Origin of the sequence: Curtobacterium sp. PhB191 (assembly GCF_004346515.1) — a bacterium.
Classification (GTDB): Bacteria; Actinomycetota; Actinomycetes; order Actinomycetales; family Microbacteriaceae; genus Curtobacterium.
Genome location: NZ_SMBV01000014.1, coordinates 25,783 through 48,218, shown reverse-complemented (window position 1 = coordinate 48,218; position 22,436 = coordinate 25,783). Strand labels below are relative to the sequence as shown.

The following is a 22,436-nucleotide window of genomic DNA, read 5'->3' as shown; positions in this document are numbered from 1 at the left end:
GGTCACATTCCGAACCCGGAAGCTAAGCCTCTCAGCGCCGATGGTACTGCAAGGGGGACCTTGTGGGAGAGTAGGACGCCGCCGGACTTAACGTAAGAAGATGTGGCCATCGGCCCTCCATCGTGAAATCGCAGGGGAGACCCTCGTTCACGGTGGTGGCCGGTGGCCATTTCTGTTTTGCCGCTCGTCGCTCGTCGCTCGACGTCGGCTCCGGTTCGTGATGGACTGGAGCTCGAACGTCGGTCCGACCGACGCGGCACCCAACACAACGACACAGCGGACGAACGCCCGGCCTTCGGCTCGGGCACGCGATGAGGAGCAACGGTGGCGAACGACGACGAGCGGCGGAACGACGGCGACCGGGGAGACCGACCCCGACGGGACGACCGAGCCCCTCGACGCGACGGAGGTCCGCGCGGAGACGCTGCGAGCGGAGGCCGTTGGTCGTCCGGTCCGCGTGACTTCGAACGCCGTGAGGATGACCGTCGTGACCGTCCTGAGCGCTCCGACCGTCCGTTCCGCGACGGCGCTGCACGTCGCGACAGTGCGCCGCGGAGCGGTGGCGACCGTCCGTTCCGCTCCGGAGACCGTGATGATCGTCCGTCGTGGCGGAGCGATCGCGGCGACTCCGGCCGTCCGCCGCGCGGCGACGGCCCCCGCGGTGCTGAGCGTCCGCGCCGCGACGGGGACCGTCCGTTCCGGTCGGACCGCCCCGCGCGTGATGGTGACCGTCCCGCCTACCGTGGTGGTTCGGATCGTCCGCGTCGTGATGGGGACCGCCCCTACCAGGGTGGTTCGGATCGTCCGCGTCGTGATGGCGACCGTCCCGCGTACCGCGGTGGGTCGGACCGTCCCGACCGTCCCGCCCGCGATGGCGACCGGCCGGCCTACCGCGGTGGCTCGGACCGTCCCGCCCGCGACGGCGATCGTCCTGCTCACCGCGGTGGTTCGGATCGTCCGCGTCGTGATGGTGACCGCCCGTACCAGGGCGGCTCGAATCGCCCGCGTCGTGATGGCGACCGTCCCGCGTACCGCGGTGGTTCCGACCGTCCCGACCGCGGTGGAGACCGCCCGTACCGCGGTGGTTCTGACCGCCCGGCTCGTGATGGCGACCGTCCGTCGTACCGTGGCGGCTCATCGGACCGTCCGCGTCGTGACGGCGACCGTCCCGCGTACCGCGGTGGTTCCGACCGTCCCGCGTACCGCGGTGGTTCCGACCGTCCGGCCCGCGACGCCGACCGTCCGCGTCGTGACGGCGATCGTCCGTCCTTCCGGGGTGCTTCGGACCGTCCGGCCCGCGGTGGCGACCGCCCGCGTCAGGACGGTGGCGACGACCGACGCCGCTTCGGCGACGGGACGCGTCACGCCGGCGCACGGTTCGGCGAGGCAGCCCGCGACGACTGGGAAGACCGCGACCCGTACGGCACGAAGTCGATCCGCCCGCGCCACGACGACCCGGACATCCCCGACGAGATCGATGCGCGCGACCTCGACCCCGCAGCGCGCATGGAGCTGAAGACGCTCAGCAAGGACAACGCCGACTGGGTCGCCCGGCACCTCGTGGCCGCGGCGCTGTTCGTCGACGAGGACCCCGCTCTGGCGAACGAGCACGCCCTGAGCGCCGCCCGCCGTGCCGGTCGCGTCGGTGTCGTCCGCGAGACCGCTGCGATCACGGCGTACCGCCTGGGGGACTTCGCGACCGCGCTGCGCGAGCTCCGCACCTACCGGCGCATCTCCGGCCGCAACGACCAGCTCCCGATGATGGTGGACTGCGAACGAGGCCTCGGCCGCCCCGAGCGTGCGCTCGAACTCGGTCGTTCGGTGGAGCGTGCCGCGCTCGACACCGCGGTGCAGGTCGAACTCGCGATCGCGATGTCCGGCGCACGCATCGACCTCGGGAACCCCACAGCTGCCCTGGGCGAGCTGGAGATTCCACAGCTGGACCCGTCCACGGCCTACACGTGGTCACCGGCGCTCTACAGTGCTTACGCGGCCACGCTCGAAGAGCTCGGCCGCCAGGACGAGGCCGACGAGTGGTGGGCCCGTGTCGACCGTGCGGCAACGGCTCTCGCCGAAGCCGCCGACGAGAACGCTTGGGAGACAGTTGATGTGGTCGAGGAAACGCTCGAAGTCGAAGAACACGGAGACGCCGGCGAGCTCGACGACACCGACCAGCTCGACGACGACGACGACGCCGACCTCGACGACGACGAGCCAGCCCTCGCCGAGCCCGACGTCGTCGGCGAACCCGGCGACGCCGACGAGCCCGGCGAGCTCGACGACGACAACCCCCGCGACGTCGACGGCTCCGCAGCCGACTGACGTCCCGACCGCGCCGACCGACGGCGTCGACGTGGTGCTCACGGACCTCGACGGCGTCGTCTACCGGGGGCGCAACGCCATCCCGCACGCGGTCGAGGCGCTCACACGGGCATCGCTGACCGCACGGGTCGGGTACATCACCAACAACGCGTCCCGACGACCGATCGACGTCGCCGAGCACCTCGAGCGCTACGGGCTCGAGGTGTCCGAGGACGACGTCGTCACGTCGTCGCAGGCGGGCGTGCAGCTCCTGTCGACGCTGGTGCCCGCCGGCGCGACGGTGCTCGTCACCGGTGGGCTGGGACTGTCGAGCATCGTCGAGGCCGCCGGCTTCACGGTGACGACCAGTGCCGGGGACTCCCCGGCCGCGGTCATCCAGGGCTTCTCCCCGGACCTCGGGTGGAAGGAACTGGCCGAGGCGTCGTTCGCGTTGGCCGACCCGGCGATCCCGTGGGTCGCCACGAACATGGACTGGTCGATCCCGGTCGAGCGCGGCATCGCCCCCGGCAACGGCACGCTCGTGTCCGCGGTCCACCAGGCCGTGGGGCGGATGCCCGTGGTCGCCGGCAAGCCGGAGCGCCCGATCTTCGACGCCGCGGTCGAGCGGTTCGGCGGTGGGAAGACACTGTTCATCGGCGACCGTCTCGACACCGACATCAAGGGGGCGAACGACGTCGGGATCCCGAGCGTCCTCGTGCTCACGGGCATCGACCAGGCGAAGCAGGTGCTCGCGGCCGATCAGCGTTCACGTCCGGTGTTCGTGCTCGAGGACCTCCGTGGTCTGTCCGAGCCCTACCCGGTGATCGTCCGGCGGCAGGACGACGACGGCACGCGGTACGTCACCGTCGGCAGCGCCACCGTGGCGATGCGGGGACACGTGGTGCGGGTGCTCGACGCCGGCAGCGACATCGATCGACTCCGCGCCGGCGCAGCGCTGATCTGGGAGTCCGGTCTGGCCATCTACGGCCTCGACGTGGACCCGCAGCTGTACGGCGGCGAGTAGCGTGTCGGACGTGCCGAACCCCGAGCAGCCGTCCGCCGACCTGGAACCGCAGGACGAGTTCGCCGTGCGCACCTCGGCGGCCGAGACCCTGCCGCTCGTCGAACGTGCAGACGCGTTCTCGGCACTCCACGACGAGCTGCGCACGCGGCTCGAGAGCGGCGGCACCGCGAGTGCCTGAACCGGACGGAGCCGTGCCCGACGCGACCCCGGTCCGCCTCGATGCCCTGCTCGCGACACGTGGCCTCGCGCGCTCGCGCACCGCTGCCACCAAGCTCATCCAGGACGGCCGGGTGACGGTGGACGGTCGTCCTGTCGTGAAGCCCTCCACCCCGACCTCGCCGGCTGCCGACATCGTGGTCGACGCGGCCGACGAGTGGGTCTCCCGCGCTGCCCAGAAGCTGATCGGAGCGCTCGATGCGTTCGGCGTCGACCCGTCCGGCCGTGTGGTGCTCGACGTCGGTGCGAGCACGGGTGGCTTCACGCAGGTGCTCCTGGCCCGTGGTGCTCGCCGGGTCATCGCGCTCGACGTCGGGCACGGGCAACTGCACCCGACGATCGCCGTCGACGAACGTGTCGCCGTGGTCGAGGGCACCAACGCCCGCAGCCTGACCCGGTCGGACTACCTCGCGCTCGACGGCGCCGCAGCCGAGACGACCCTGGTGGTCGGCGACCTGTCCTTCATCTCGCTCCGGCTCGTGCTGCCCGCCCTGGCCGAGGCCGTCCCCGCCGACGACTTCGTCCTGTTGGTGAAGCCGCAGTTCGAGGTCGGTCGCGGTGGGGTGCGCGAGGGCATCGTGCACGATCCGGCGCTCCGCGACGACGCCCTGATGAACGTCCTGTGGGCCGCGTGGGACCTGGGCTTCGGGACCACCGGGCTCGCGGCGTCGCCCATCATCGGGACGCACGGGAACCACGAGTACCTCGCGCGCTTCCAGCGTGGTGTCGGTGGCAATCCGACAGAATGGAGAGTCCGAGCAACCGAACTCACAGAGGGGACCGCATGAGCGACGACCGGCACATCCTGCTCGTCTCCCACACGGGTCGCCGTGACTCGATCGACGCTGCGGTCGAGGTCTGCGACCTCCTGCACGCCGCCGGTCTGATCCCGGTGATGCCGTTCGACGAGTACGCCGACATCCGGCGGGCCGAAGCCTCGGTGGGGCAGGTCGACATCCTGGGCGTCGACGTCCAGGCGGACCAGCTCGAGATCGTCATCGTGCTCGGCGGCGACGGCACGATCCTGCGCGCGGCCGAACTCGTGCGCGAGACGCGGGCACCGATCGTCGGCGTGAACCTCGGGCACGTGGGCTTCCTGGCGGAGAGCGAGCGGGACGCCCTCGCCGAGACCGTCGAGCGTGCTCTGTCGGGTGAGTACCACGTCGAGGAGCGCGTCACCCTGCAGGTCGACGTGGTCGTCGGCAACCAGATCGTCTACTCGAGTTGGGCGCTCAACGAGGCCACCATCGAGAAGGCATCGCGCGAGCGCATGCTCGAAGTGGTGACCGAGGTCGACGGACGCCCGCTGTCCTCGTTCGGGTGCGACGGCGTCGTCGTGTCGACCCCCACCGGGTCCACGGCGTACTCGTTCTCCGGCGGCGGTCCCATCGTCTGGCCCGACGTCGACGCCCTGCTGATGGTGCCGCTCAGCGCGCACGCCCTGTTCGCCCGCCCGATCGTGGTGGGCCCGGACTGCACGCTCGCGATCGAGGTCCTGCGGCGCACGAGCGGTGTCGGGGTGCTGTGGTGCGACGGTCGCCGGACGCACGACCTGCCGCCGGGCGCTCGCGTCGAGGTCCGACGGTCGCCGGACCCCGTGCGGGTCGCGCGCCTCAAGGACGCCCCGTTCACCGACCGGTTGGTCGCGAAGTTCCGGCTCCCGGTCACCGGGTGGCGCGGGCCGCAGACCGACGAGGACGAGGACCACCTGTGACCGGCCGAGGCGAGGAGCACCACCGATGATCGAGGAGATCGCGATCCGTGACCTCGGGGTCATCGGCGAGACCACGCTCGAACTCGGTCCGGGGTTCACCGTCGTCACGGGCGAGACCGGTGCCGGCAAGACCATGATCGTCACGGCCCTCGGGCTGTTGCTCGGTGCTCGGGCGGACGCCGGTTCGGTCCGCCGTGGTGCCTCGAGCGCCGTGGTCGAGGGCCGGTGGAACGTCCCCGAGCACGCTGCCGTCGCCGAACGCGTCGAGGACGCCGGCGGCGCGGTGGAGGACGGCGAACTGATCCTCACGCGCACGGTCTCGGCCGAGGGGCGCAGCCGTGCGACCGTCGGGGGCCGCAGCGCTCCCGTCGCCGTGCTCGGTGAACTCGCGGACCAGCTCGTGACGGTGCACGGCCAGTCCGACCAGATCCGACTGACGTCGTCGACCGCGCAGCGTGCGGCGCTCGACGGCTTCGGCGGGGCGGCCCTCGAGAAGGTCCTGAACCGGTACGTCGCCGCGTACGACGCGTGGCAGCAGCACACGGGCGAACTGGAGACACTGACGCGCGACCGCGACGAGCGGGTGGCCGAGGCCGACCGGATCCGCGCTGCCTCGGACGAGATCGAAGCGGCCGACCCGCAGCCCGGCGAGGACGTCGAGCTCGCCGAGCGCGCCGACCGGCTCGGCAACCTCGAGGAACTCCGGCTGTCCGCGGCCCTGGCGCACGAGGCCCTGTCCAGCGAGTCCCTCGACGGCGTCTCCGACGTCGTCGGCCTGGTCGAGTCCGCCCGACGCGCCGTCGAGCGGGTCGCCGACTCCGACGCCGCCCTGCAGCCCGTGCTCGAACAGCTCACGGAGCTCGGCATCCAGGCGGCCGAGGCCTCGGCGAGCATCTCCAGCTACCTCGGCTCGCTCGAGCCCGAGGCCGGGCACGACCTGGAGCTCATCAACGAACGGCGCGCCCTGCTCGCCGGCCTCACCCGCAAGTACGGCGAGACCGTCGACGACGTCATCGACTACGGGCAGCGGGCGAGCGACCGCCTGCTCGAGCTGGACGGCGACGACGACCGCATCGCCGCCCTCCAGCAGTCCGTCGAACAGGACGAACAGGCACTCGGGGCGGCCGCGGCCGCGTTGACCGCTGCCCGCACGAAGGCAGCAGCGGACCTCGCGAAGCGCGTCACGACCGAGCTGAAGACGCTCGCGATGGCCGGCGCAACCCTGGTGGTCGAGGTCACCGAGGCGGGGGAGTACCGCCGACACGGACGCGACCAGGTGTCGATCCTGCTGCAGCCGCACTCCGGCACCGACCCCCGACCGATCGGCAAGGGGGCATCGGGCGGCGAGCTCTCGCGCGTGATGCTCGCGATCGAGGTCGTGATGGCCGGCAGCACGACCGTGCCGACGTTCGTCTTCGACGAGGTCGACGCCGGCGTGGGCGGTGCCGCGGCGATCGAGATCGGCCGTCGGCTGGCGAAGCTCGCCGAGCGCACGCAGGTCATCGTCGTCACCCACCTGGCGCAGGTCGCGGCGTTCGCGAACAACCACCTCAACGTGGTGAAGGACGCCAGCGGCGCCGTGACCTCGTCGAGTGTGCGACGGCTCGAGGGCGACGACCGCCTGCAGGAGATGGCGCGGTTGCTCTCGGGGCTCGGCGACAGCGCGAGCGGCGTGGAACACGCCCGCGAACTGCTCGACGTGGCCGGCCAGACGGCCTGACCTGCCACACGGCCGCAAGCACGCACGCAAGCACGCGCGCACGGCCCGAAGACCCGGCCACCCACCCCGCGCAACGCCCACGGCGAACCGAGGTCGCGCCTCCCGGCAGTTCTGACGTACGATGGAATCCCGTGGCGGACACTCTCAGCAGCGGTACCCAGGCAAACACCCCGACCCCGAAGGTGACGAAGCAGATCTTCGTGACCGGCGGGGTCGTCTCGTCTCTCGGCAAGGGCCTGACGGCAGCCAGCCTCGGCAATCTCCTGACGGCTCGCGGCCTCAAGGTCGTCATGCAGAAGCTCGACCCGTACCTCAACGTGGACCCGGGCACCATGAACCCGTTCCAGCACGGCGAGGTCTTCGTGACCGACGACGGTGCGGAGACGGACCTCGACATCGGGCACTACGAGCGTTTCCTCGACATCAACCTGGCGCAGTCGGCGAACGTCACGACCGGCCAGGTGTACTCGACGGTGATCGCCAAGGAGCGTCGCGGCGAGTACCTCGGTGACACCGTGCAGGTCATCCCGCACATCACCGACGAGATCAAGCGTCGGATGCGCGAGCAGGCGGAGAACGACCCGCAGCCCGACGTCATCATCACCGAGGTCGGCGGCACCGTCGGCGACATCGAGTCGCAGCCGTTCATCGAGTCGGCGCGCCAGGTGCGCCACGAGCTCGGCCGCAACAACGTGTTCTTCGTGCACGTGTCGCTCGTGCCGTTCATGAACGCCTCGGGTGAGCAGAAGACGAAGCCGACGCAGCACTCGGTCGCCGCGCTCCGCTCGATCGGCATCCAGCCCGACGCCCTCGTGCTGCGGTCGGACCGCCCGGTGTCGGACTCGAACAAGAAGAAGATCGCGCTGATGTGCGACGTCGACGAGGACGCCGTGGTGAACGCCGTGGACGTCCCGTCGATCTACGACCTGCCGACGCTGCTGAACAACCAGGGCCTCGACCAGGTCATCGTCGACGCGCTCAAGCTCGAGGCCGGCCCGGTCGACTGGACCGCGTGGACCCCGGTGCTCCGTGCCGTGCACGAGCCGAAGAAGGACGTCACGATCGCCCTCGTCGGCAAGTACATCGACCTGCCGGACGCCTACCTGTCGGTCACCGAGGCGCTCCGTGCCGGCGGCTTCGCGCACGACGCGAAGGTGACGCTGAAGTGGGTCGTCTCCGACGACTGCACCACGCCCGAGGGCGCTGCGAAGCAGCTCGGCGACGTCGACGGCATCTGCATCCCCGGCGGGTTCGGCGTGCGCGGCATCGAGGGCAAGCTCGGCGCGCTGCGCTTCGCCCGTGAGCAGGGCATCCCGACGCTCGGCCTGTGCCTCGGCCTGCAGTGCATGGTCATCGAGTACGCCCGCCACGAGGCCGGCCTGACCGACGCGTCGAGCACCGAGTTCGACCCGGAGACCTCGACGCCGGTCATCGCGACCATGGCGGAGCAGGTGGACATCATCGCCGGCGGCGACCTGGGCGGCACCATGCGCCTCGGCTTGTACCCGGCGACGTTCAGCTCCGGGTCGTTGGCCGAGTCGCTCTACGGTGCGCCCGAGGCGTCCGAGCGCCACCGTCACCGCTACGAGGTCAACAACACGTACCGGCAGCAGATCGCGGACGCCGGCCTGGTGTTCTCGGGCACGTCGCCCGACGGCAGCCTGGTCGAGTACGTCGAGCTGCCGCGTGACGTGCACCCGTTCTACATCGCCACGCAGGCGCACCCGGAGCTGCGCTCGCGTCCGACGAACGCGCACCCGCTGTTCGCGGGGCTCGTCGCGGCCGCGATCGAGCGCCACGAGGCGTCCAGCCTGTTCGACCCGCAGAACGAGGAGCAGGTCGCGTAACGCGCGTTGTCGATGACGGGAGGCGCGGTGCCAGCTGGCACCGCGCCTCCCGTCCGTCGTCTGGTCGCGCCCACGGAACCTGGTTCCGGACACGGAACCGCGGAACGACGCGGTGCTGTGTCCGGAACCTGGTTCCGCGAGGGGCGCGTGCTTGGATGGTTCCGTGACTGACGCACCCATCGCTGACGAAGCCGCCTCGTTCGAGGTCACCGAGTCCACCGTCGTGTACGAGGGCGCCGTCTGGGACGTGCGCCGCGACGCGATCGCGTACCACGACGAGACGATGGTGCGGGAGTACATCGACCACACCGGTGCCGTCGCGGTCTACGCCGAGGACGACGAGGGCCGTGTGCTCGTGATCCAGCAGTACCGGCACCCCGTGCGGGTGCGCGACTGGGAGCTGCCGGCCGGGCTGCTGGACGTCGAGGGCGAGGACCTCCAGGTCGCTGCCGCCCGCGAACTCGCCGAAGAGGCCGACCTCGAAGCGGACACCTGGGAGCCGCTGGTCCGGTACAACACCTCGTCGGGCGGGAGCAACGAGTTCCTGCAGGTCTACCGCGCCCGGGGCGTGCGGCCCACGACGACGGCGTTCGAGCGCGAGGCTGAGGAAGCCGACATCGTGAAGCGGTGGGTGCCGCGGGCCGAGCTGGTGGAGGCGATCCTCGATGGTCGGCTGCACAACTCCGGGCTGGTCGTGGCCGTGCTCGCGGTGGATGCGCTCGAGCGAGGCCGCGCATGAGCCTGCGAGAACTGGTCGACGCGGCGACGTGGACGCACGAGCCCGAGGCCGTGGAGTTCGACGGCGATGTGCTGCGCGTGACCGCGGTCGAGGGCAGCGACGCCTGGCGGACCACCTCGTACGGGTTCGTCCACGACTCCGAGCACGCGCTGGTGCAGCCCCTCGATGGGTCGTTCTCGGTCGAGGCATCGTTCGTCCTCGACTACACGGAGCAGTTCGACCAGGCCGGTGTCTTCCTGCGCGTCGACGAGCGGAACTGGATCAAGGCCGGTGTCGAGTTCTCCGACGGGACGCCGCAGCTCGGCGCCGTGGTGACCCGTGACTTCTCGGACTGGTCGGTCGCGCCCGTGCCGGAGTGGGCGGGACGCGTGGTGACCGTCCGGGCCAGCCGCGACGGCGATGCCGTGACCGTCCGGGCGTGGGCCGACGACGAGGAACCCCGGCTGGTGCGGGTTGCGTACCTCGATCCCGATGCTGCCGTGTCGGCCGGACTGTTGTGTGCAGCTCCGACGCGTGCCGGCCTGACCGTGACGTTCACCGGGTACCGGGTCGGGGCCCCCGAAGATGCACTGCACTGACCGTGCGCCTGCTGTCGTGATTCCCCTGGACCGTGCCACGGAGACGTACCTGCGGCACGTCGCGATCGAGCGCGGGCTGTCGCAGCACACGCTGTCGGCGTACCGGCGTGACCTGGCGGTGTTCACCTCGTGGCTGGCGACGGCTTCGGTCGTCGAGTCCGACGGTGCCGACCGGGCCGGCGGGGCATCTGCGATCGACGACGTCGGGCGGCTCGCTCGGGCAGACGTCTCGGAGTTCGTGACCTACCTGGCGACGAAGCCGGACGGTCCGCTGGCACCGAGGTCGATCGCCCGGATGCTCAGCTCGGTGCGCTCGTTCACGGCCTTCGCGGCGGGGGAGGGCTGGCTGCCGCTCGACCCCGGTACCGCCGTCCGGCCGCCGAAGGCCCCGATGCGGCTGCCCAAGGCGATCTCGGTCGAGGACATGGAGCGGCTGCTCGGAGCGGTGTCGACGGACGTCTCCGCAGACGGCGTTTCCGGTGTGGACGACCCCGTGCGGCTGCGGGACAAGGCGTTGCTCGAACTGCTCTACGCCACCGGCGCGCGGATCTCCGAGGCGGTGGGGTTGTCGGTGGACGACGTGACGACACTGTCCGACGACTCAGCCCCCGACGCCGACGGTCTCGCCGTCGTGAAGGTCACCGGCAAGGGGAACAAGCAGCGGGTCGTGCCGCTCGGCAGTTTCGCCCGGGCGGCGATCGACGCCTACCTGGTCCGGGCACGTCCGGTGTTCGCAGCGCGAGGAGCCTCGACTCCGGCGCTGTTCCTCGGTGCCCGGGGCGCTCGGCTCTCACGACAGAGCGCGTGGCTCGTGATCCAATCCGCGGCCGGGGCAGCGGGCCTCGAGGCGCACGTGTCGCCGCACACGTTCCGGCACTCGTTCGCGACGCACCTGCTCGAGGGCGGTGCCGATGTGCGCGTGGTGCAGGAGTTGCTCGGGCACGCGAGCGTCGCGACGACCCAGATCTACACGATGGTCACGGCGGACATGCTGCGGGACGTCTACCAGACGGCGCATCCGCGGGCGCGGCGGTAGGTCTCGTCGCGGCGGAAGGGTCTCGCCCACGAAGGCGAGACCCTTCCGCCACGCATCAGTTCGAGTGCGCCCGGCGGCGACGCGTCCGATGGCCGAACGAGGCCCAGGCGAGGAACATCCCGGTCAGGAGACCGAACATCCCGACACCGAGGAGGCGCAGCTCGACGTCGGAGATCCCGTCCGGCATCACGCTGACCAGCCATCCGAACCAGAGGACGATCGGCAGGACACGCAGGAGCCTCGAGGTCCAGCGATCGGTGAATTCCCCGGCCGTGGACAAGGCGAACCCGACGAAGAGTCCGACCAACATGGGCGCGATCATCGGCTCAGCACTTCGGGAACGTCGGCCACCACTGGGCGATGACGCCGGGGAGCCCCGCCAGGTGGAGTTTCACGCACTTGCCCCCTGCGAGCTGTGCCGTGCTGAACGCGGCGAGCACACCGCAGGTGACCGTTAGTGCCCGCAGTATCGGTACGGGTGACTTGGAGAAGAGCGCGGCGCAGCTCGCGACCGTCCCGACGACCGTGGCGCTCTCTGCTCGGTTGAAGGTGACGGTCCAGTAACCGGGGAACGTGCTGTAGCGCGGATCGGCGACGACCGGATAGGCCGTCCGCGAATCGACTTGGATGTCCTGGACCAACGTTGCCCCGTCGACCCGGTAGCTCGTCGGCAGAGCTCGTCCGCTCGCATCGACCGCCCACGGTGCGTCGATTCCGGCGATCAGACCACCGTTGCCGTCGCTCACACTCACCCGCCCGTCCTCGAGGAGCACCAGTTCGACATCGTCGTTGAACGCCCAGCTCGCACTGGACGATGCCGGAGCGCTCATCACCGCTGCGTACCGTGTCGAGTTCTCATCGAGCCGGTCCGCTGTGTACTGGACGCCGGCCTCGTGGTCCGAGTTCGGGCCGGGGGTGATGGTGGTACCCGATGATGTGCCCGGGGCCGCTGAGGGGGCACCCGATGCGAGCACCGCAGGGCTGTCCGGAAGGAAATCGTCGGCGAGGCCAAGCGCGCGCTCCGCAGCCTCGACGGCCCGGATCGTTTGATCCTCTCCGAGGGGAGCCGCTGCGGCTGGTGTTGCGGACAGGAGCGCACACCCCAGCACGACCGACGACATGGCCGCGAGAGCAGATGCCCCGCGCGTCCCGAGCTTGTTCATGGTTCTCCCTCCAGTACGGCGTCAGTGCCGTACTGGAATACTGCATGATGGATCTAAGAGTCCTCAACCCCTGGCAATCCTTTGCCATCGGTGAGACTGATCGACGCCCCGGTCAGAAGAGGTGGAACCGCGCCGACGCCGCCACCGCGCCCGTCGCGACCGCCACGACCACCGCGCTCGAGGACGCACTCCTCGCCGCGACCGCCCACCCGCCGGTCGCACCGGGGCGGACGACACCGACGAGCCCGCACACGAGAGCGAGCGCGCTGCTGACACCAAGCGGGTTGATGAGGATCGACGTCAGGGCCAGCAGCACCGCGAGCACCGTGAACACGCACAGCCGGCGGTCGCGACCGCCGCCGGACGCCCACGCGTGGGTCCGGATCGATGCCGTGTGCACGGAGAACGAGGGGCCGACAGGTACGACGACGATCGGCAGGACCGGTTCCGGAGCACTCGGCAGGACACGGGTCGCGGCACCCCAGGCGTGACCGTCCCACCAGCGGAGACGACTGGCGTCCTGCGGGTCCGGGAACCAGCCTGCGGCCGGCAGTGTCACGGGGACTCCTTGAGGTGCGGCGGATGGTGCTCCTCGACGGTAGGGGACGCCGCCCCGCCGCCACAGTCCCAAGGCGGGTGTCGGCACAAGTGCGGACACCCGGCGGTGCGCTACGGTCAGCTGGTGACCGCGAGCCTGGACGACTTCTGGAACGAGCGGCGCGACGAGGCCTCGGAACTGCCGGCCGAGGTGCCGGAGGCGTGGTCGTTCGGTGCCACTCCGGAGCAGGCAGACGAGCTGCTCGGCCTGGTGCTCCGCGGGGTCAAGGACGGCACAGCGTCATCGCTCTGGGACTACGAGGCGACGGGTGACCCGCTCCCGGCGACCGGTGAGTGCAGCATCGTGACCGACGGCGCCGGTGTTCCCCGGGCCGTCATCGAGACGACGGACGTCCGGATCGTCCCGTTCGACGCGGTCGGGGCCGAGCACGCGCGCGCCGAAGGCGAAGGAGACCGGACTCTCGAGCACTGGCGCACGGTGCACGAGGCGTACTGGAGCGCGCACTCCGAGAACCCGCGCGGCTTCGAACCGGACATGCCGGTGGTCTGCGAGCGCTTCCGGCTGATCTGGCCGACGCCGACCGTCAGCGCCTGACCGAGCAGATCAGGCCGGGACGGGTGCCGCGTCGACCTCGGTGAACACGTCCTTCACAGCGGCGAGCAGCCGCGCGTTGAAGTCGACGCCGAGCTGGTTCGGCACCGTGACGAGCACGGTGTCGGCAGCGCGGACGGCCTGGTCGGCCGCGAGCTCCGCGACGAGGTCCTCGGGTGAGCCGATGTACGAGCGGCCGAAGCGGGCGAGCCCGCCGTCGAGGTGCCCGACCTGGTCCTGCCCCTCGACCTGTGCGCGGACGCCGAAGTAGTGCCGCGACTCGTCGTCGATGATCGGGATGATGCTGCGCGACACCGACACCCGAGGGGTCCGGTCCCAGCCCGACTCCGCCCAGACTCGTCGGAAGCGTTCGATCTGCTCGGCCTGCAGTTCGTCGAACGGCACGCCGGTGTCCTCGGTGAGCAGCGTCGACGACATCAGGTTCATGCCCTGCTCGGCAGTCCACTCGGCGGTGGCTCGTGTGCCGGCGCCCCACCAGATGCGGTCGCCGAGCGAGTCGGAGAGCGGGGAGATCGGCAACGATCCGACCGAGCCGGTCATCTGCGGGTTGGCGTTCGCCATCGGTTCGCCGGCGATGGCGCGACGGAACACGCTGGTGTGCGCGCGGGCCATGTCGCCGCCGTTCTCGTCGGACGCGTCCGGCACGTAGCCGAACTGCTGGTAACCGGCGAGGGCGGTCTCGGGTGAGCCACGGGAGACGCCGAGCTGCAGTCGTCCGCCGGAGATCAGGTCGGTCGCCGCGGCCTCCTCGGCCATGTAGAGCGGGTTCTCGTAGCGCATGTCGATCACGCCGGTCCCGATCTCGATGCGGCTGGTCTTCGCGGCGATCGCGGACAGCAGGGGGAACGGTGCCGCCTGCTGCGGTGCGAAGTGGTGCACGCGGAAGTAGGCGCCGTCGACGCCGGCCTCTTCAGCAGCGACCGCGAGGTCGATCGCCTGCACCAGGGACTCACGCCCGCTGCGCACCTTCGACCCCGGCACGTCGCGCCAGTGTCCGAACGACAGGAACCCGATCTTCGTCATGTCGATGCAAACGCATCCGGAGAGTCGGGCATTCCGTCACGACTACGGTGTCCGCCATGGACGACCCCCGCACCGCGCTCGACACGGAACGCGCTCGCAACGAACGGCTGCTCGCCGACGTCGAGCGGAGCATGCGCGACGTCAGTGACGCCCGCCAGGACGCCAACTCCGACGACGAGCACGACCCCGAGGGCGCGACCCTCGCGTGGGAGCGCGGCTCGCTCGGCGCCGTCCGCGACGCGGCCCGGCAGCGGATCGAGCAGGTGGACGCCGCGCTCGCGCGGCTCGACGCCGGCACCTACGGAACCTGCGCGGTCGGCGGCGAACCGATCCCAGCGGCCCGATTGGCCGCCGTCCCGTGGGCCGCGACGTGCGTCGCCCACGCGTGACGGGCCTCCCGGCGGACACCCGCTGACGGACGGGAGGCACGGCGCATCCCCGCCACGCGACTTCCGTCACGCGCACCGCGCGTCCACCGCGTGCGCCGCGGATTCCCAGCCGCACGCCCTACGTTTTCGGCATGGACGGCGACGCGAACGACGGACCCGGCGAGAGCCGGACCGACGGTGCGCCGCGTCAGCGCTTCCAGTGGTTCCACGACATGCGGACCTGGATCCACGCCAGGCCGCACCTGCACCTCTTCTACAAGGTGCTCGTCGGCATCGTCGGCGGGCTGGTCGTCATCATCGGACTCATCCTGGTGCCGCTGCCCGGGCCGGGGTGGCTCGTGGTGTTCATCGGACTCACGGTGCTGGCGAGCGAGTTCCACTTCTTCCACAAGATCATCGTGTGGCTCAAGGCGCAGCTGCACCGCTTCTGGGACTGGGCCAAGCGGCACGGACCGAAGCGGCTGCGTGATGCTGCCGACCGGGGCAAGGCCGACGTCGACGCCGCCCACACGGGTGCTGCGCGGACGGTCGGGGTGCGCGCTCGTGGACGGGCGCGCGGCGCCAACTCGGCGCACCCGGGGCACTAGCCGTCAGCTGGTGCGAGGTTGATCACTCCGTGCGGTGCTGTGGCCTCGCACCGTGTGGCCAACCTCGCACCAAGCGGGTGCCGGGCGGACGGCCCGCCTACTCCGCCGCGACGCGGATCGAGCCGGTGGCGGTGCGCTCGATGACCTCGGCGGCCTGCTCCTCGACGGCGGCCGCGTCCTTCGACGTCAGCTGCAGCACGAGCGCGACGACGGCCGCGAGGACGATGAACCCGCCGTACCCGGCGATGACCGGGACGAGTCCGATCGACGGTTCGAGCAGCCCACCGATCACGGCGGGGACCCCGAACGCCAGGTAGCTGACGACGTAGATCGTCGAGAGCAGTCCGGCGCGGTGGGTCGGTGCCGCGGTCGCGAGCAGCATCCGCAGCGGTGCCTGGAACCCGGCGCCGAAGCCGATGCCGGCGATCGCACTGCCGACGACGAGGCCGGGCAGGGAGTGGGCCATCACGAACGCCACGGTCACGATCGGCCCGAGCACCAGGGCGACGAGCCCGACGAGCACCGCGCGACGAGCGTCCATCCGCTGCGTCGCGAGTCCGGTCAGCGCGCCGACGCCCGTGACGACGGCGATGAGTGCGCCGGCCGCGAAGTGGTTCGTGATGCCGAACACGGCACCGAGGGCCGAGGGGACGAGCGAGAGGAACATGCCGCCGAGCGCCCAGCTGGCGACGAGGGAACCGACGACGCCGCGGAACAGTCGACGCGAGCTCCGCGGCACGCTGATCGTCGGACGCAGCGAACGGAGTGCTCCGGGGCGCCGTTGGACCTGCTCGGGGACCACGAACAGTGCCAGCACGAGGAGCACGAGCAGTGCGCCGAAGACCAGGTAGACGAGCTGCTCCGGCGCCGGACCCCACTGCACGAGTGCACCGCTCGACATCGCACCGGTGGCCAGCGCGATCGGCGGGATGACGCCGTTCAGCACGCCGGCCAGGGTCGGGTGCCGCTCGAGCGAGTTGTCGATGAGGGCCGCCCCGAGCGCACCGATCAGGAGCCCGACGGAGATACCCTGCACGATGCGGTCGACGATGAGCGCGCCGACGCCGTCCGCGATCGCGAACAGTCCGAGCGACAGGGCGACGCCCAGACCGCCGGCGACGAGCACGGGTTTGCGGCCGACGTGGTCGGACAGTCGGCCGGCGATCAGCAGACTCGCGAGCAACCCGGCGACGTAGATGGCGAAGACGCCGGTCAGCATCAGTGGCGTGAGGTGCCACTCGGCGGCGTAGACCGGGTAGATCGGCGAGGGGACCGCGGACGACGCGACCGACACCAGGAGCATCGCCGCGAGGATCCAGAACCCGGCGACCGAGCGAGCTGACTGCTGCATGAGCATCCTTCCGATGGTCCGTTGTACGACTGCATTCGTACCGCAGTCCGCAGTACGACGCAAGTCGTACAGCAAGCCGAACGGTGGTAGCGTCCCGTCCATGCCCGCGCACGTCGATGCCCCCGAGCGGCTGCCCCAGCCGTCCGCGGCCGAGATGGACCTCCCCGTCGTCCTGGACGCCCTGAGTGACCCGATCCGGTTGGCGATCCTGCACCGCTACCTCGTCGACGCCGCCGGTGGCGAACGGAGCTGCGGCTGGGTCGGGATCGACCGACCGAAGTCCACGCTCACCCACCACTTCCGGGTCCTGCGCGAGGCCGGACTGCTCGAGCAGCACCTCGAGGGCCTGACCCGCATCAGCCGGGTCCGGATCGAGGACGTGCAGCAGCGGTTCCCGGGGCTGCTCGACCTGGTGCTCGACTGGCAGGTGCCCGCGGCGCTGCTCCGCGACGGGATCGAGTCGTGAGCACGGTACCCGGCGCGGGTGCCGGCGCCGGGGCGGCCGTGCACACGCTCCCCGACATCAGTGCTGACCCGGCCGCGACGACGGCGCTCGCCGCGGACCTCGACGCCGCCGGCTTCACCGTCGACCGGGTCGACGCACTCTGGGGGACCGAAGCGGCCGCATCGCTGCACCGGGGGTCGCGAGTGGCGGCCCGCCGTGCCCTGGCTGCTCGTGAGACATCCCCGCTCGGCACCCTCGCCACCCTGTTCGTGCTCGGGCTGCCGACGTCCCGCGCGGACGCAGCTGCCGCGTTCCCGACCGCCGGGCTCGACGCCGTGGTCGCGGCAGGCCTGCTGCGGGTCTGCGACACCGACGCCGCAGTCGTGGAGCCGACGGTGGACCTGCGCCCCTACGCCTTCGTCGACGACCTCGGCGCCGGCAGCTGGTGGATCGTCTCGGACCTCGGCGAACTCGCCCTCGGCCACGCGATCAGCGAGGAGCACGTCCTCGGCATCGGCGGCGCCACCACCACGCTGAGCGGCCTGCAGATCCCCGTCCCCGTCCGCACGGTCCTCGACCTCGGCACCGGATGCGGGATCCAGGCCATGCACGCCCGGCGCTTCGCCGAGCACGTGGTCGCCACCGACATCTCGCGCCGCGCCCTCGACATCGCCCGCTTCAACGCGCAGCTCAACGGCATCGACGGGATCGACTTCCGGTACGGTTCGCTCTTCGAGCCCGTCGCGGGGGAGCGGTTCGACCGCATCGTGTCGAACCCGCCGTTCGTCATCACACCCCGTCGGCCGGGCGTCCCCTCGTACGAGTACCGCGACGGCGGCATGGTCGGCGACGCGCTCGTCGAGACCGTGCTCCGCGGCCTGTCCGAGCACCTCGAGCCCGGTGGGACCGCGCAGCTGCTCGGCAACTGGGAGTACCACTGGGGCGTCGACGGCCTCGACCGTGTGCGCAGCTGGTTCGCGGACACCGACCTCGACGCGTGGGTCATCGAGCGCGAGCGCCAGGACCCCACGTCGTACGCCGAGACCTGGATCCGCGACGGCGGCACGAAGCCCGGGACGCCCGAGTTCGACACGCTGATGGGCGCCTGGCTCGACGACTTCGCGGACCGCCGCGTCACCGGCGTCGGTTTCGGCTACGTCGTGGTGCGTCGAGCCCTGCCAGGAGGAACGGCGAGCCTCCGCCGGTTCGAGCGCGTCCCCGAGACGCTCGGCTCCAACCCCGCCGGGCTCGGCGCCACGGTCGCTCGCGTCCTCGACGCGGCCGCGTGGCTCGCCGCGCACGACGACGCCGCGCTCGCCACGGCACACCTGACGGTGGCGGGCGACGTCACCGAGGAGCGCTACTACTGGCCGGGCAACGACGACCCCACGGTGATGACGCTCGTGCAGGGCGGCGGACTCGGACGGCGGGTGGACGCGGACACGGCGCTCGCTGCGTTCGTCGGAGCCTGCGACGGGGACTTGTCCGTCGCGGCGATCGTCGGCGCGCTGGCGCAGATCACGGGTGTCGACGAGCAGGTGCTCGCCGCCGACCTGCTGCCGGTGGCGCGCGACCTGGTGCTCGACGGGCTGCTGCTGCCGGCCTAGCGAAGGGGCCGCTCAGCGGCGGACGCGGGCGCTGCTAGCGGCCGTCGCGCCAGCTGTGCTCGGGGGCGTAGCCGAGCAGCTCGCGGGCCTTCTCGGACGACAGCAGCGAGCTGACGCCGTCGATGTCCGCGCGACGCTCGATGTCGGGCACGCAGCGCTCGACGAGCTCGATCGTCGGGGTGTCCATCACGGTGTCGGGGCTCGCGATGACGAACGCCTCGAACCCGGTGAGCTCGGCCTCGACGGCCTTGCGGACCGCCTGGGCGCCGTCACGCGAGTCGATGTAGGACCACAGGTTGAAGGTCTTCGCCTCCGGGGTGGCGTCCCACGGGAACGCCGGGTAGTCGGTCTCGTCCATCACGTTCGAGAACCGCAGGCCGATCATCTTCAGCTCCGGGTCCCAGCGGGTGAAGTGGCGGGCCATCTCCTCTTCGACCGCCTTGCCGAGCGAGTACGACGACTGCGGGCGGACCGCGAACTCCTCGTCGACGGGCAGGTAGGGCGGGTGGTGCTCGCCCATCGGGATGCCGAGCAGGGTCTCGCTCGACGCCCACACCAGGTTCTTGATCTTCGCGGCCCGTGCGGCGTGGAAGACGTTGATCGACGCCGTCACGTTGTTCGTGATGAGCGCCACGTCGGGGACCTGCCCCGGAGCGGGCACGGCCGCGAGGTGCACGACGGCGTCCACGTGGTCGTACCGGTCGTCGATGCCGAGCAGGGCGTTCAGGACCTGGCCGTAGTCGGTCAGGTCGATCCGGACGAACTGCACGCCCTCGGGCTGGTCGGGGGAGGGCACGCGGTCGAGCAGCACCACGTCGTACCCGTGCGCATCGAGGTCGCGCACCACCGCTCGTCCGAGCTTGCCGCTGCCGCCGGTCACCACTACACGCGTCATCGCGTCACTCCACATCCTCGTCGGGTCGCCCTCCGGGCACGCCCCATCCTGCCCGGCGCCGCCTGACCCGACCAGGCCCTGTCCGTACCCCGCTGTCCGGCGGGGAGCGCCGAATGTGATGTTCCGGCTACGCTGCAAGTGTGAGCACTCTCGCTGACCTGGTCGACGCGGGCAAGATCGGTGATGCCGTGCAGCAAGCACGCGGGCTCACCCCGGGGCGGGTTCGCGAACTCCTGTTCGCGTCCGGCGGCTTCATGCGAGACTCTGGGCCGTACGACGAGTTCTTCCGGCGTTGGTACGCCACGCTCGACAGTCCGTACCTGCGCGCAGAAGCGGCTGACCGGTTCTGCCAGGCCTACCTGACCGAGCTGGCCGACGTCCCCGGCGCGGAGCAGTTCGGCGCGGCATTGGCGACAGAGTCGAAGCGAGACGTGCTTGGGCACCTCGCGAAGGAGATGCGCGGGCGCAACATCTCGGATTGGTCGACCTCGCCGGAGGAGCCCCTGTCGAAGGCGCAGGTCCGTGCGTGGGCCGACGCGTCGTACGCGCTGGCCTCGGTGCGGTTGCCCTGACCGTCGCGTGACCGGAGCCGCCGCGCTGGACCGCGCCGTGCCTCCTGTCAGGCGGTGGGGGCGACCTGGGCGATCGCGAGCCGGGCGACGAGCTCGACGTGCTGCGCCATGTCCCGCGACGGGTCGAACAGCCACTGGATCTGCATGCCGTCGGACACCGCGAGCAGCACGCTCGTCAGCTCCTCGGCATCGACGTCGGCGCGGAGCCGTCCGTCCTGCTGCATGGTGCGGAAGTCGGCGGACAGGTCGCGACGGCTGCGCTCGTAGCGCTCCTGGAAGTACGCGTGCGCGGGGTGCTCGGGGTCGGTCGCAGCGGCGGCGGAGAGGTTGACGAACATCTGCACCAGGCCGGGGACCTCGGCGTTGTGCCGGACGATCGCGGCGAGCAGTGCAGCGGGGTCGGGTGCCTGCCAGTCGTGGGCGAGGTCGAGCTCGTCGCGTCGTCGCAGGATCTCGACCCAGAGCTCGTCCTTGGAGTCGAAGTAGTGCAGCAGGCCGGCCTGGGTCAGCCCGACGGCGTCGGCGATGTCCTTGATGCTGGTGCGGCGGAACCCCTGCGAAGCGACGAGGTCGAGCGCGACCGTGAGGATCTCCTCGCGCTTCGCGATGCCCTTCGCGTACGAACCCCGTCGTGCCATGGCAGGACTGTACCGCTCGGAGTGCACACAGAAAACCTAGCCGCACTTGGTTTTGGTGTTACCGTGGGCGGAGCCGCCGACGAAGGCGTGCGAGTCACCGGTGCAGGTGGCGTACCCGAGAAGAGGTTGCAGTGGCCAACGACGCCCTGACCGTCAACGACACCCCGACCGCAGTCGCACCCACGCGCGGCCGAGGTGCCCCGCTCATGTACACGCTCGGCATGCCGATCGCGATGCTCGGCCTGTACATCGCGCTGCTGCCGCCGGTGCTGGTCGCCATGGCGCTCAAGGTCGCCGAGATCGCGCCGGACAACCAAGCGGGTGTGCTCGGCCTGGCACTCGGTGTCGGCGCGTTCGCCGCGATGGTCGCCAACCCCCTGGCCGGTCGCTTCAGCGATCGGACTGCCGGGAGGCTCGGCATGCGTCGTCCGTGGATCATCGGTGGCACCGTGGTCGGCTTCGCGGGCCTCGTGGTCGTCGCGACGACGACCTCGACCGTCGTGCTCGTCCTCGCGTGGGGCGTCACGCAGATCGCCTACAACGCCACGATCGCCGCCATGACCGCGGTCCTGCCGGACCACGTCACGCGGTCCCAGCGCGGCCGGGTCGCGGCGCTGCTCGGGCTCTCCCAGAACCTCGCGCTCGTCGGCGGCACGTTCCTCGTGCAGCTCTTCTCGACCTCGGCGACGCAGATGATCATCCCCGGTGCGATCGGGTCGATCGTCGTCGTGCTCTACGCGCTCGTGTTCCGCGACCGCGTGCTCACCAACCGGCCCACGTCGAAGCTCAGCGTCGGGCAGGTCTTCGGCTCGTTCGTCTTCAACCCCGTGAAGCACCCGGACCTCGGCTGGGCCTGGCTCACCCGGTTCCTGATGGTCGCCGCGCAGTACACCGCGGTGAGCTACCTGACGTACTTCCTGCGGGACGACATCGGCGTGGACCCGGACCACGTCGCGAACGCGGTGTTCCAGGGAACGCTGTGGAACGTCGTCGGCATCGTGCTCACCTCGCTCATCGCCGGCTGGCTGTCGGACAAGCTCGGCCGCCGCAAGCTGTTCGTCGCGATCGCGGGCATCGTCGGCGTGGTCGGGCTCGTGATCATCGCGCTCGCGCCGTCGCTCGGCATGGTCCTGGTCGGCGAGTTCGTGATGGGTGCCGGCATGGGCGTCTTCTACGCCGTCGACCTGGCGCTCATCACCGACGTGCTGCCGTCCGACGAGGACAACGCGAAGGACCTCGGCGTCGTCAACATCGCGCAGGCCCTGCCCCAGTCGATCGTGCCCGCGGCGGCCCCGGGCGTCATCGCCCTGACCGGCGGGTACAGCGGCTTCTTCATCACCGGCGCCGTCGTCGGACTGCTCGGCATCGTCTCGGTGTCCCGCATCCGCGGCGTGCGCTGACCACACTTCCCCAGGCTCTG

At 70.9% G+C, this 22,436-nt stretch carries 24 protein-coding genes and 1 rRNA gene; 18 read left to right on the top strand and 7 right to left on the bottom strand.

Going from position 1 to position 22,436, the window contains the following annotated elements; translation table 11 throughout:
- The 11 genes from rrf to EDF48_RS17945 all read left to right on the top strand — a co-directional run.
- Positions 1-87 (top strand): 5S ribosomal RNA (gene rrf / locus EDF48_RS17990); the annotation flags it as partial.
- A gap of 1,419 nt (positions 88-1,506) precedes the next feature.
- Complete coding sequence (locus tag EDF48_RS17985) at positions 1,507-2,322, top strand: hypothetical protein (RefSeq protein WP_131881746.1); 816 nt, start codon at positions 1,507-1,509, stop codon at positions 2,320-2,322.
- 31 nt (positions 2,323-2,353) lie between these two features.
- Positions 2,354-3,325, top strand: a complete 972-nt coding sequence (locus tag EDF48_RS17980) for an HAD-IIA family hydrolase (RefSeq protein WP_131881744.1) — start codon at positions 2,354-2,356, stop codon at positions 3,323-3,325.
- Positions 3,326-3,335: 10 nt separating this feature from the next.
- Positions 3,336-3,503 carry a hypothetical protein gene (locus EDF48_RS19250; protein WP_165932464.1) on the top strand — a complete coding sequence of 56 codons (168 nt, stop codon included), beginning with the start codon at positions 3,336-3,338 and terminating at the stop codon, positions 3,501-3,503.
- Between the two features lie 13 nt (positions 3,504-3,516).
- On the top strand, positions 3,517-4,329 hold the full coding sequence (locus EDF48_RS17975; protein ID WP_243692515.1) for a TlyA family RNA methyltransferase: 813 nt from the start codon (positions 3,517-3,519) through the stop codon (positions 4,327-4,329).
- The gene (locus EDF48_RS17970) at positions 4,326-5,255 is read left to right on the top strand and encodes an NAD kinase (protein ID WP_111086586.1); all 930 of its coding nucleotides are present in this window, start codon (positions 4,326-4,328) and stop codon (positions 5,253-5,255) included. Before EDF48_RS17975 ends, EDF48_RS17970 begins: the two co-directional genes overlap by 4 nt.
- Positions 5,256-5,280: 25 nt before the next feature.
- Positions 5,281-6,975, top strand: a complete 1,695-nt coding sequence (recN, locus tag EDF48_RS17965; protein WP_131881740.1) for a DNA repair protein RecN — start codon at positions 5,281-5,283, stop codon at positions 6,973-6,975.
- Positions 6,976-7,106: 131 nt separating this feature from the next.
- Positions 7,107-8,822, top strand: a complete 1,716-nt coding sequence (locus tag EDF48_RS17960) for a CTP synthase (protein ID WP_173170571.1) — start codon at positions 7,107-7,109, stop codon at positions 8,820-8,822.
- Positions 8,823-8,985: 163 nt separating this feature from the next.
- On the top strand, positions 8,986-9,561 hold the full coding sequence (locus EDF48_RS17955; RefSeq protein ID WP_194673126.1) for an NUDIX hydrolase: 576 nt from the start codon (positions 8,986-8,988) through the stop codon (positions 9,559-9,561).
- The gene (locus EDF48_RS17950) at positions 9,558-10,139 is read left to right on the top strand and encodes a DUF1349 domain-containing protein (protein ID WP_131881738.1); all 582 of its coding nucleotides are present in this window, start codon (positions 9,558-9,560) and stop codon (positions 10,137-10,139) included. The genes EDF48_RS17955 and EDF48_RS17950 overlap by 4 nt, the downstream gene beginning before the upstream one ends.
- Before the next feature lie 19 nt (positions 10,140-10,158).
- Positions 10,159-11,175: a site-specific tyrosine recombinase XerD gene (locus EDF48_RS17945; RefSeq protein ID WP_243698141.1), complete on the top strand. Its 1,017-nt coding sequence runs from the start codon at positions 10,159-10,161 to the stop codon at positions 11,173-11,175.
- Positions 11,176-11,230: 55 nt separating this feature from the next.
- Here EDF48_RS17945 and EDF48_RS17940 read toward each other — a convergent pair whose 3' ends face one another.
- From EDF48_RS17940 to EDF48_RS17930, 3 genes are all read right to left on the bottom strand, one after another.
- Positions 11,231-11,485, bottom strand: a complete 255-nt coding sequence (locus EDF48_RS17940) for a hypothetical protein (RefSeq protein ID WP_131881733.1) — start codon at positions 11,483-11,485, stop codon at positions 11,231-11,233.
- Positions 11,486-11,501: 16 nt separating this feature from the next.
- Positions 11,502-12,338: a hypothetical protein gene (locus tag EDF48_RS17935; protein WP_131881731.1), complete on the bottom strand. Its 837-nt coding sequence runs from the start codon at positions 12,336-12,338 to the stop codon at positions 11,502-11,504.
- Positions 12,339-12,450: 112 nt separating this feature from the next.
- Positions 12,451-12,897 carry a DUF2510 domain-containing protein gene (locus EDF48_RS17930; RefSeq protein WP_165932463.1) on the bottom strand — a complete coding sequence of 149 codons (447 nt, stop codon included), beginning with the start codon at positions 12,895-12,897 and terminating at the stop codon, positions 12,451-12,453.
- A 123-nt stretch (positions 12,898-13,020) separates the two neighbouring features.
- Here EDF48_RS17930 and EDF48_RS17925 point away from each other — a divergent pair, with 123 nt between their 5' ends.
- Positions 13,021-13,491 carry an ASCH domain-containing protein gene (locus EDF48_RS17925; RefSeq protein WP_243698139.1) on the top strand — a complete coding sequence of 157 codons (471 nt, stop codon included), beginning with the start codon at positions 13,021-13,023 and terminating at the stop codon, positions 13,489-13,491.
- A 9-nt stretch (positions 13,492-13,500) separates the two neighbouring features.
- On the opposite strand, the gene EDF48_RS17920 is transcribed toward EDF48_RS17925, so the two are convergent.
- Entirely contained in the window at positions 13,501-14,538 is a 1,038-nt protein-coding gene (locus tag EDF48_RS17920) for an LLM class flavin-dependent oxidoreductase (RefSeq protein WP_131881724.1), read from the bottom strand.
- Between the two features lie 50 nt (positions 14,539-14,588).
- Here EDF48_RS17920 and EDF48_RS17915 point away from each other — a divergent pair, with 50 nt between their 5' ends.
- Both EDF48_RS17915 and EDF48_RS17910 read left to right on the top strand, forming a co-directional pair.
- A complete protein-coding gene (locus EDF48_RS17915; protein ID WP_111086578.1) occupies positions 14,589-14,921 on the top strand; it encodes a TraR/DksA C4-type zinc finger protein in 333 nt (110 codons plus the stop codon).
- Between the two features lie 131 nt (positions 14,922-15,052).
- Positions 15,053-15,508 (top strand): TIGR02611 family protein, encoded by a 456-nt coding sequence (locus tag EDF48_RS17910; RefSeq protein ID WP_243648858.1) that lies wholly within the window; start codon positions 15,053-15,055, stop codon positions 15,506-15,508.
- 97 nt (positions 15,509-15,605) lie between these two features.
- Here the strand turns inward: EDF48_RS17910 and EDF48_RS17905 are convergent, their stop codons facing one another.
- Positions 15,606-16,859 (bottom strand): MFS transporter, encoded by a 1,254-nt coding sequence (locus tag EDF48_RS17905; protein WP_131881722.1) that lies wholly within the window; start codon positions 16,857-16,859, stop codon positions 15,606-15,608.
- Positions 16,860-16,959: 100 nt separating this feature from the next.
- Here EDF48_RS17905 and EDF48_RS17900 point away from each other — a divergent pair, with 100 nt between their 5' ends.
- The gene (locus EDF48_RS17900) at positions 16,960-17,325 is read left to right on the top strand and encodes a helix-turn-helix domain-containing protein (protein WP_131881720.1); all 366 of its coding nucleotides are present in this window, start codon (positions 16,960-16,962) and stop codon (positions 17,323-17,325) included.
- A gap of 38 nt (positions 17,326-17,363) precedes the next feature.
- Positions 17,364-18,911, top strand: coding sequence for a methyltransferase (locus EDF48_RS17895; RefSeq protein WP_207913295.1), 1,548 nt, complete (start codon positions 17,364-17,366; stop codon positions 18,909-18,911).
- Positions 18,912-18,945: 34 nt separating this feature from the next.
- Here the strand turns inward: EDF48_RS17895 and EDF48_RS17890 are convergent, their stop codons facing one another.
- Entirely contained in the window at positions 18,946-19,806 is an 861-nt protein-coding gene (locus tag EDF48_RS17890) for an NAD(P)-dependent oxidoreductase (RefSeq protein ID WP_131881717.1), read from the bottom strand.
- 140 nt (positions 19,807-19,946) lie between these two features.
- Here EDF48_RS17890 and EDF48_RS17885 point away from each other — a divergent pair, with 140 nt between their 5' ends.
- Entirely contained in the window at positions 19,947-20,378 is a 432-nt protein-coding gene (locus EDF48_RS17885; RefSeq protein WP_131881715.1) for a hypothetical protein, read from the top strand.
- A 47-nt stretch (positions 20,379-20,425) separates the two neighbouring features.
- Here the strand turns inward: EDF48_RS17885 and EDF48_RS17880 are convergent, their stop codons facing one another.
- Positions 20,426-21,016, bottom strand: coding sequence for a TetR/AcrR family transcriptional regulator (locus EDF48_RS17880; RefSeq protein ID WP_123341243.1), 591 nt, complete (start codon positions 21,014-21,016; stop codon positions 20,426-20,428).
- A gap of 131 nt (positions 21,017-21,147) precedes the next feature.
- Here EDF48_RS17880 and EDF48_RS17875 point away from each other — a divergent pair, with 131 nt between their 5' ends.
- Positions 21,148-22,416 carry an MFS transporter gene (locus EDF48_RS17875; RefSeq protein WP_243698138.1) on the top strand — a complete coding sequence of 423 codons (1,269 nt, stop codon included), beginning with the start codon at positions 21,148-21,150 and terminating at the stop codon, positions 22,414-22,416.
- The last annotated feature ends 20 nt before the right edge of the window (positions 22,417-22,436 follow it).

What these genes read in the sequence shown, in the direction of transcription:
- EDF48_RS17985 (WP_131881746.1), top strand. Translation starts at nt 1,507, where the DNA reads ATGGAGCTGAAGACGCTCAGCAAGGACAACGCCGACTGGGTCGCCCGG.
- EDF48_RS17970 (WP_111086586.1), top strand. Translation starts at nt 4,326, where the DNA reads ATGAGCGACGACCGGCACATCCTGCTCGTCTCCCACACGGGTCGCCGT.
- recN (WP_131881740.1), top strand. Translation starts at nt 5,281, where the DNA reads ATGATCGAGGAGATCGCGATCCGTGACCTCGGGGTCATCGGCGAGACC.
- EDF48_RS17950 (WP_131881738.1), top strand. Translation starts at nt 9,558, where the DNA reads ATGAGCCTGCGAGAACTGGTCGACGCGGCGACGTGGACGCACGAGCCC.
- EDF48_RS17940 (WP_131881733.1), bottom strand. Translation starts at nt 11,485, where the DNA reads ATGTTGGTCGGACTCTTCGTCGGGTTCGCCTTGTCCACGGCCGGGGAA.
- EDF48_RS17935 (WP_131881731.1), bottom strand. Translation starts at nt 12,338, where the DNA reads ATGAACAAGCTCGGGACGCGCGGGGCATCTGCTCTCGCGGCCATGTCG.
- EDF48_RS17915 (WP_111086578.1), top strand. Translation starts at nt 14,589, where the DNA reads ATGGACGACCCCCGCACCGCGCTCGACACGGAACGCGCTCGCAACGAA.
- EDF48_RS17910 (WP_243648858.1), top strand. Translation starts at nt 15,053, where the DNA reads ATGGACGGCGACGCGAACGACGGACCCGGCGAGAGCCGGACCGACGGT.
- EDF48_RS17905 (WP_131881722.1), bottom strand. Translation starts at nt 16,859, where the DNA reads ATGCAGCAGTCAGCTCGCTCGGTCGCCGGGTTCTGGATCCTCGCGGCG.
- EDF48_RS17900 (WP_131881720.1), top strand. Translation starts at nt 16,960, where the DNA reads ATGCCCGCGCACGTCGATGCCCCCGAGCGGCTGCCCCAGCCGTCCGCG.
- EDF48_RS17890 (WP_131881717.1), bottom strand. Translation starts at nt 19,806, where the DNA reads ATGACGCGTGTAGTGGTGACCGGCGGCAGCGGCAAGCTCGGACGAGCG.
- EDF48_RS17880 (WP_123341243.1), bottom strand. Translation starts at nt 21,016, where the DNA reads ATGGCACGACGGGGTTCGTACGCGAAGGGCATCGCGAAGCGCGAGGAG.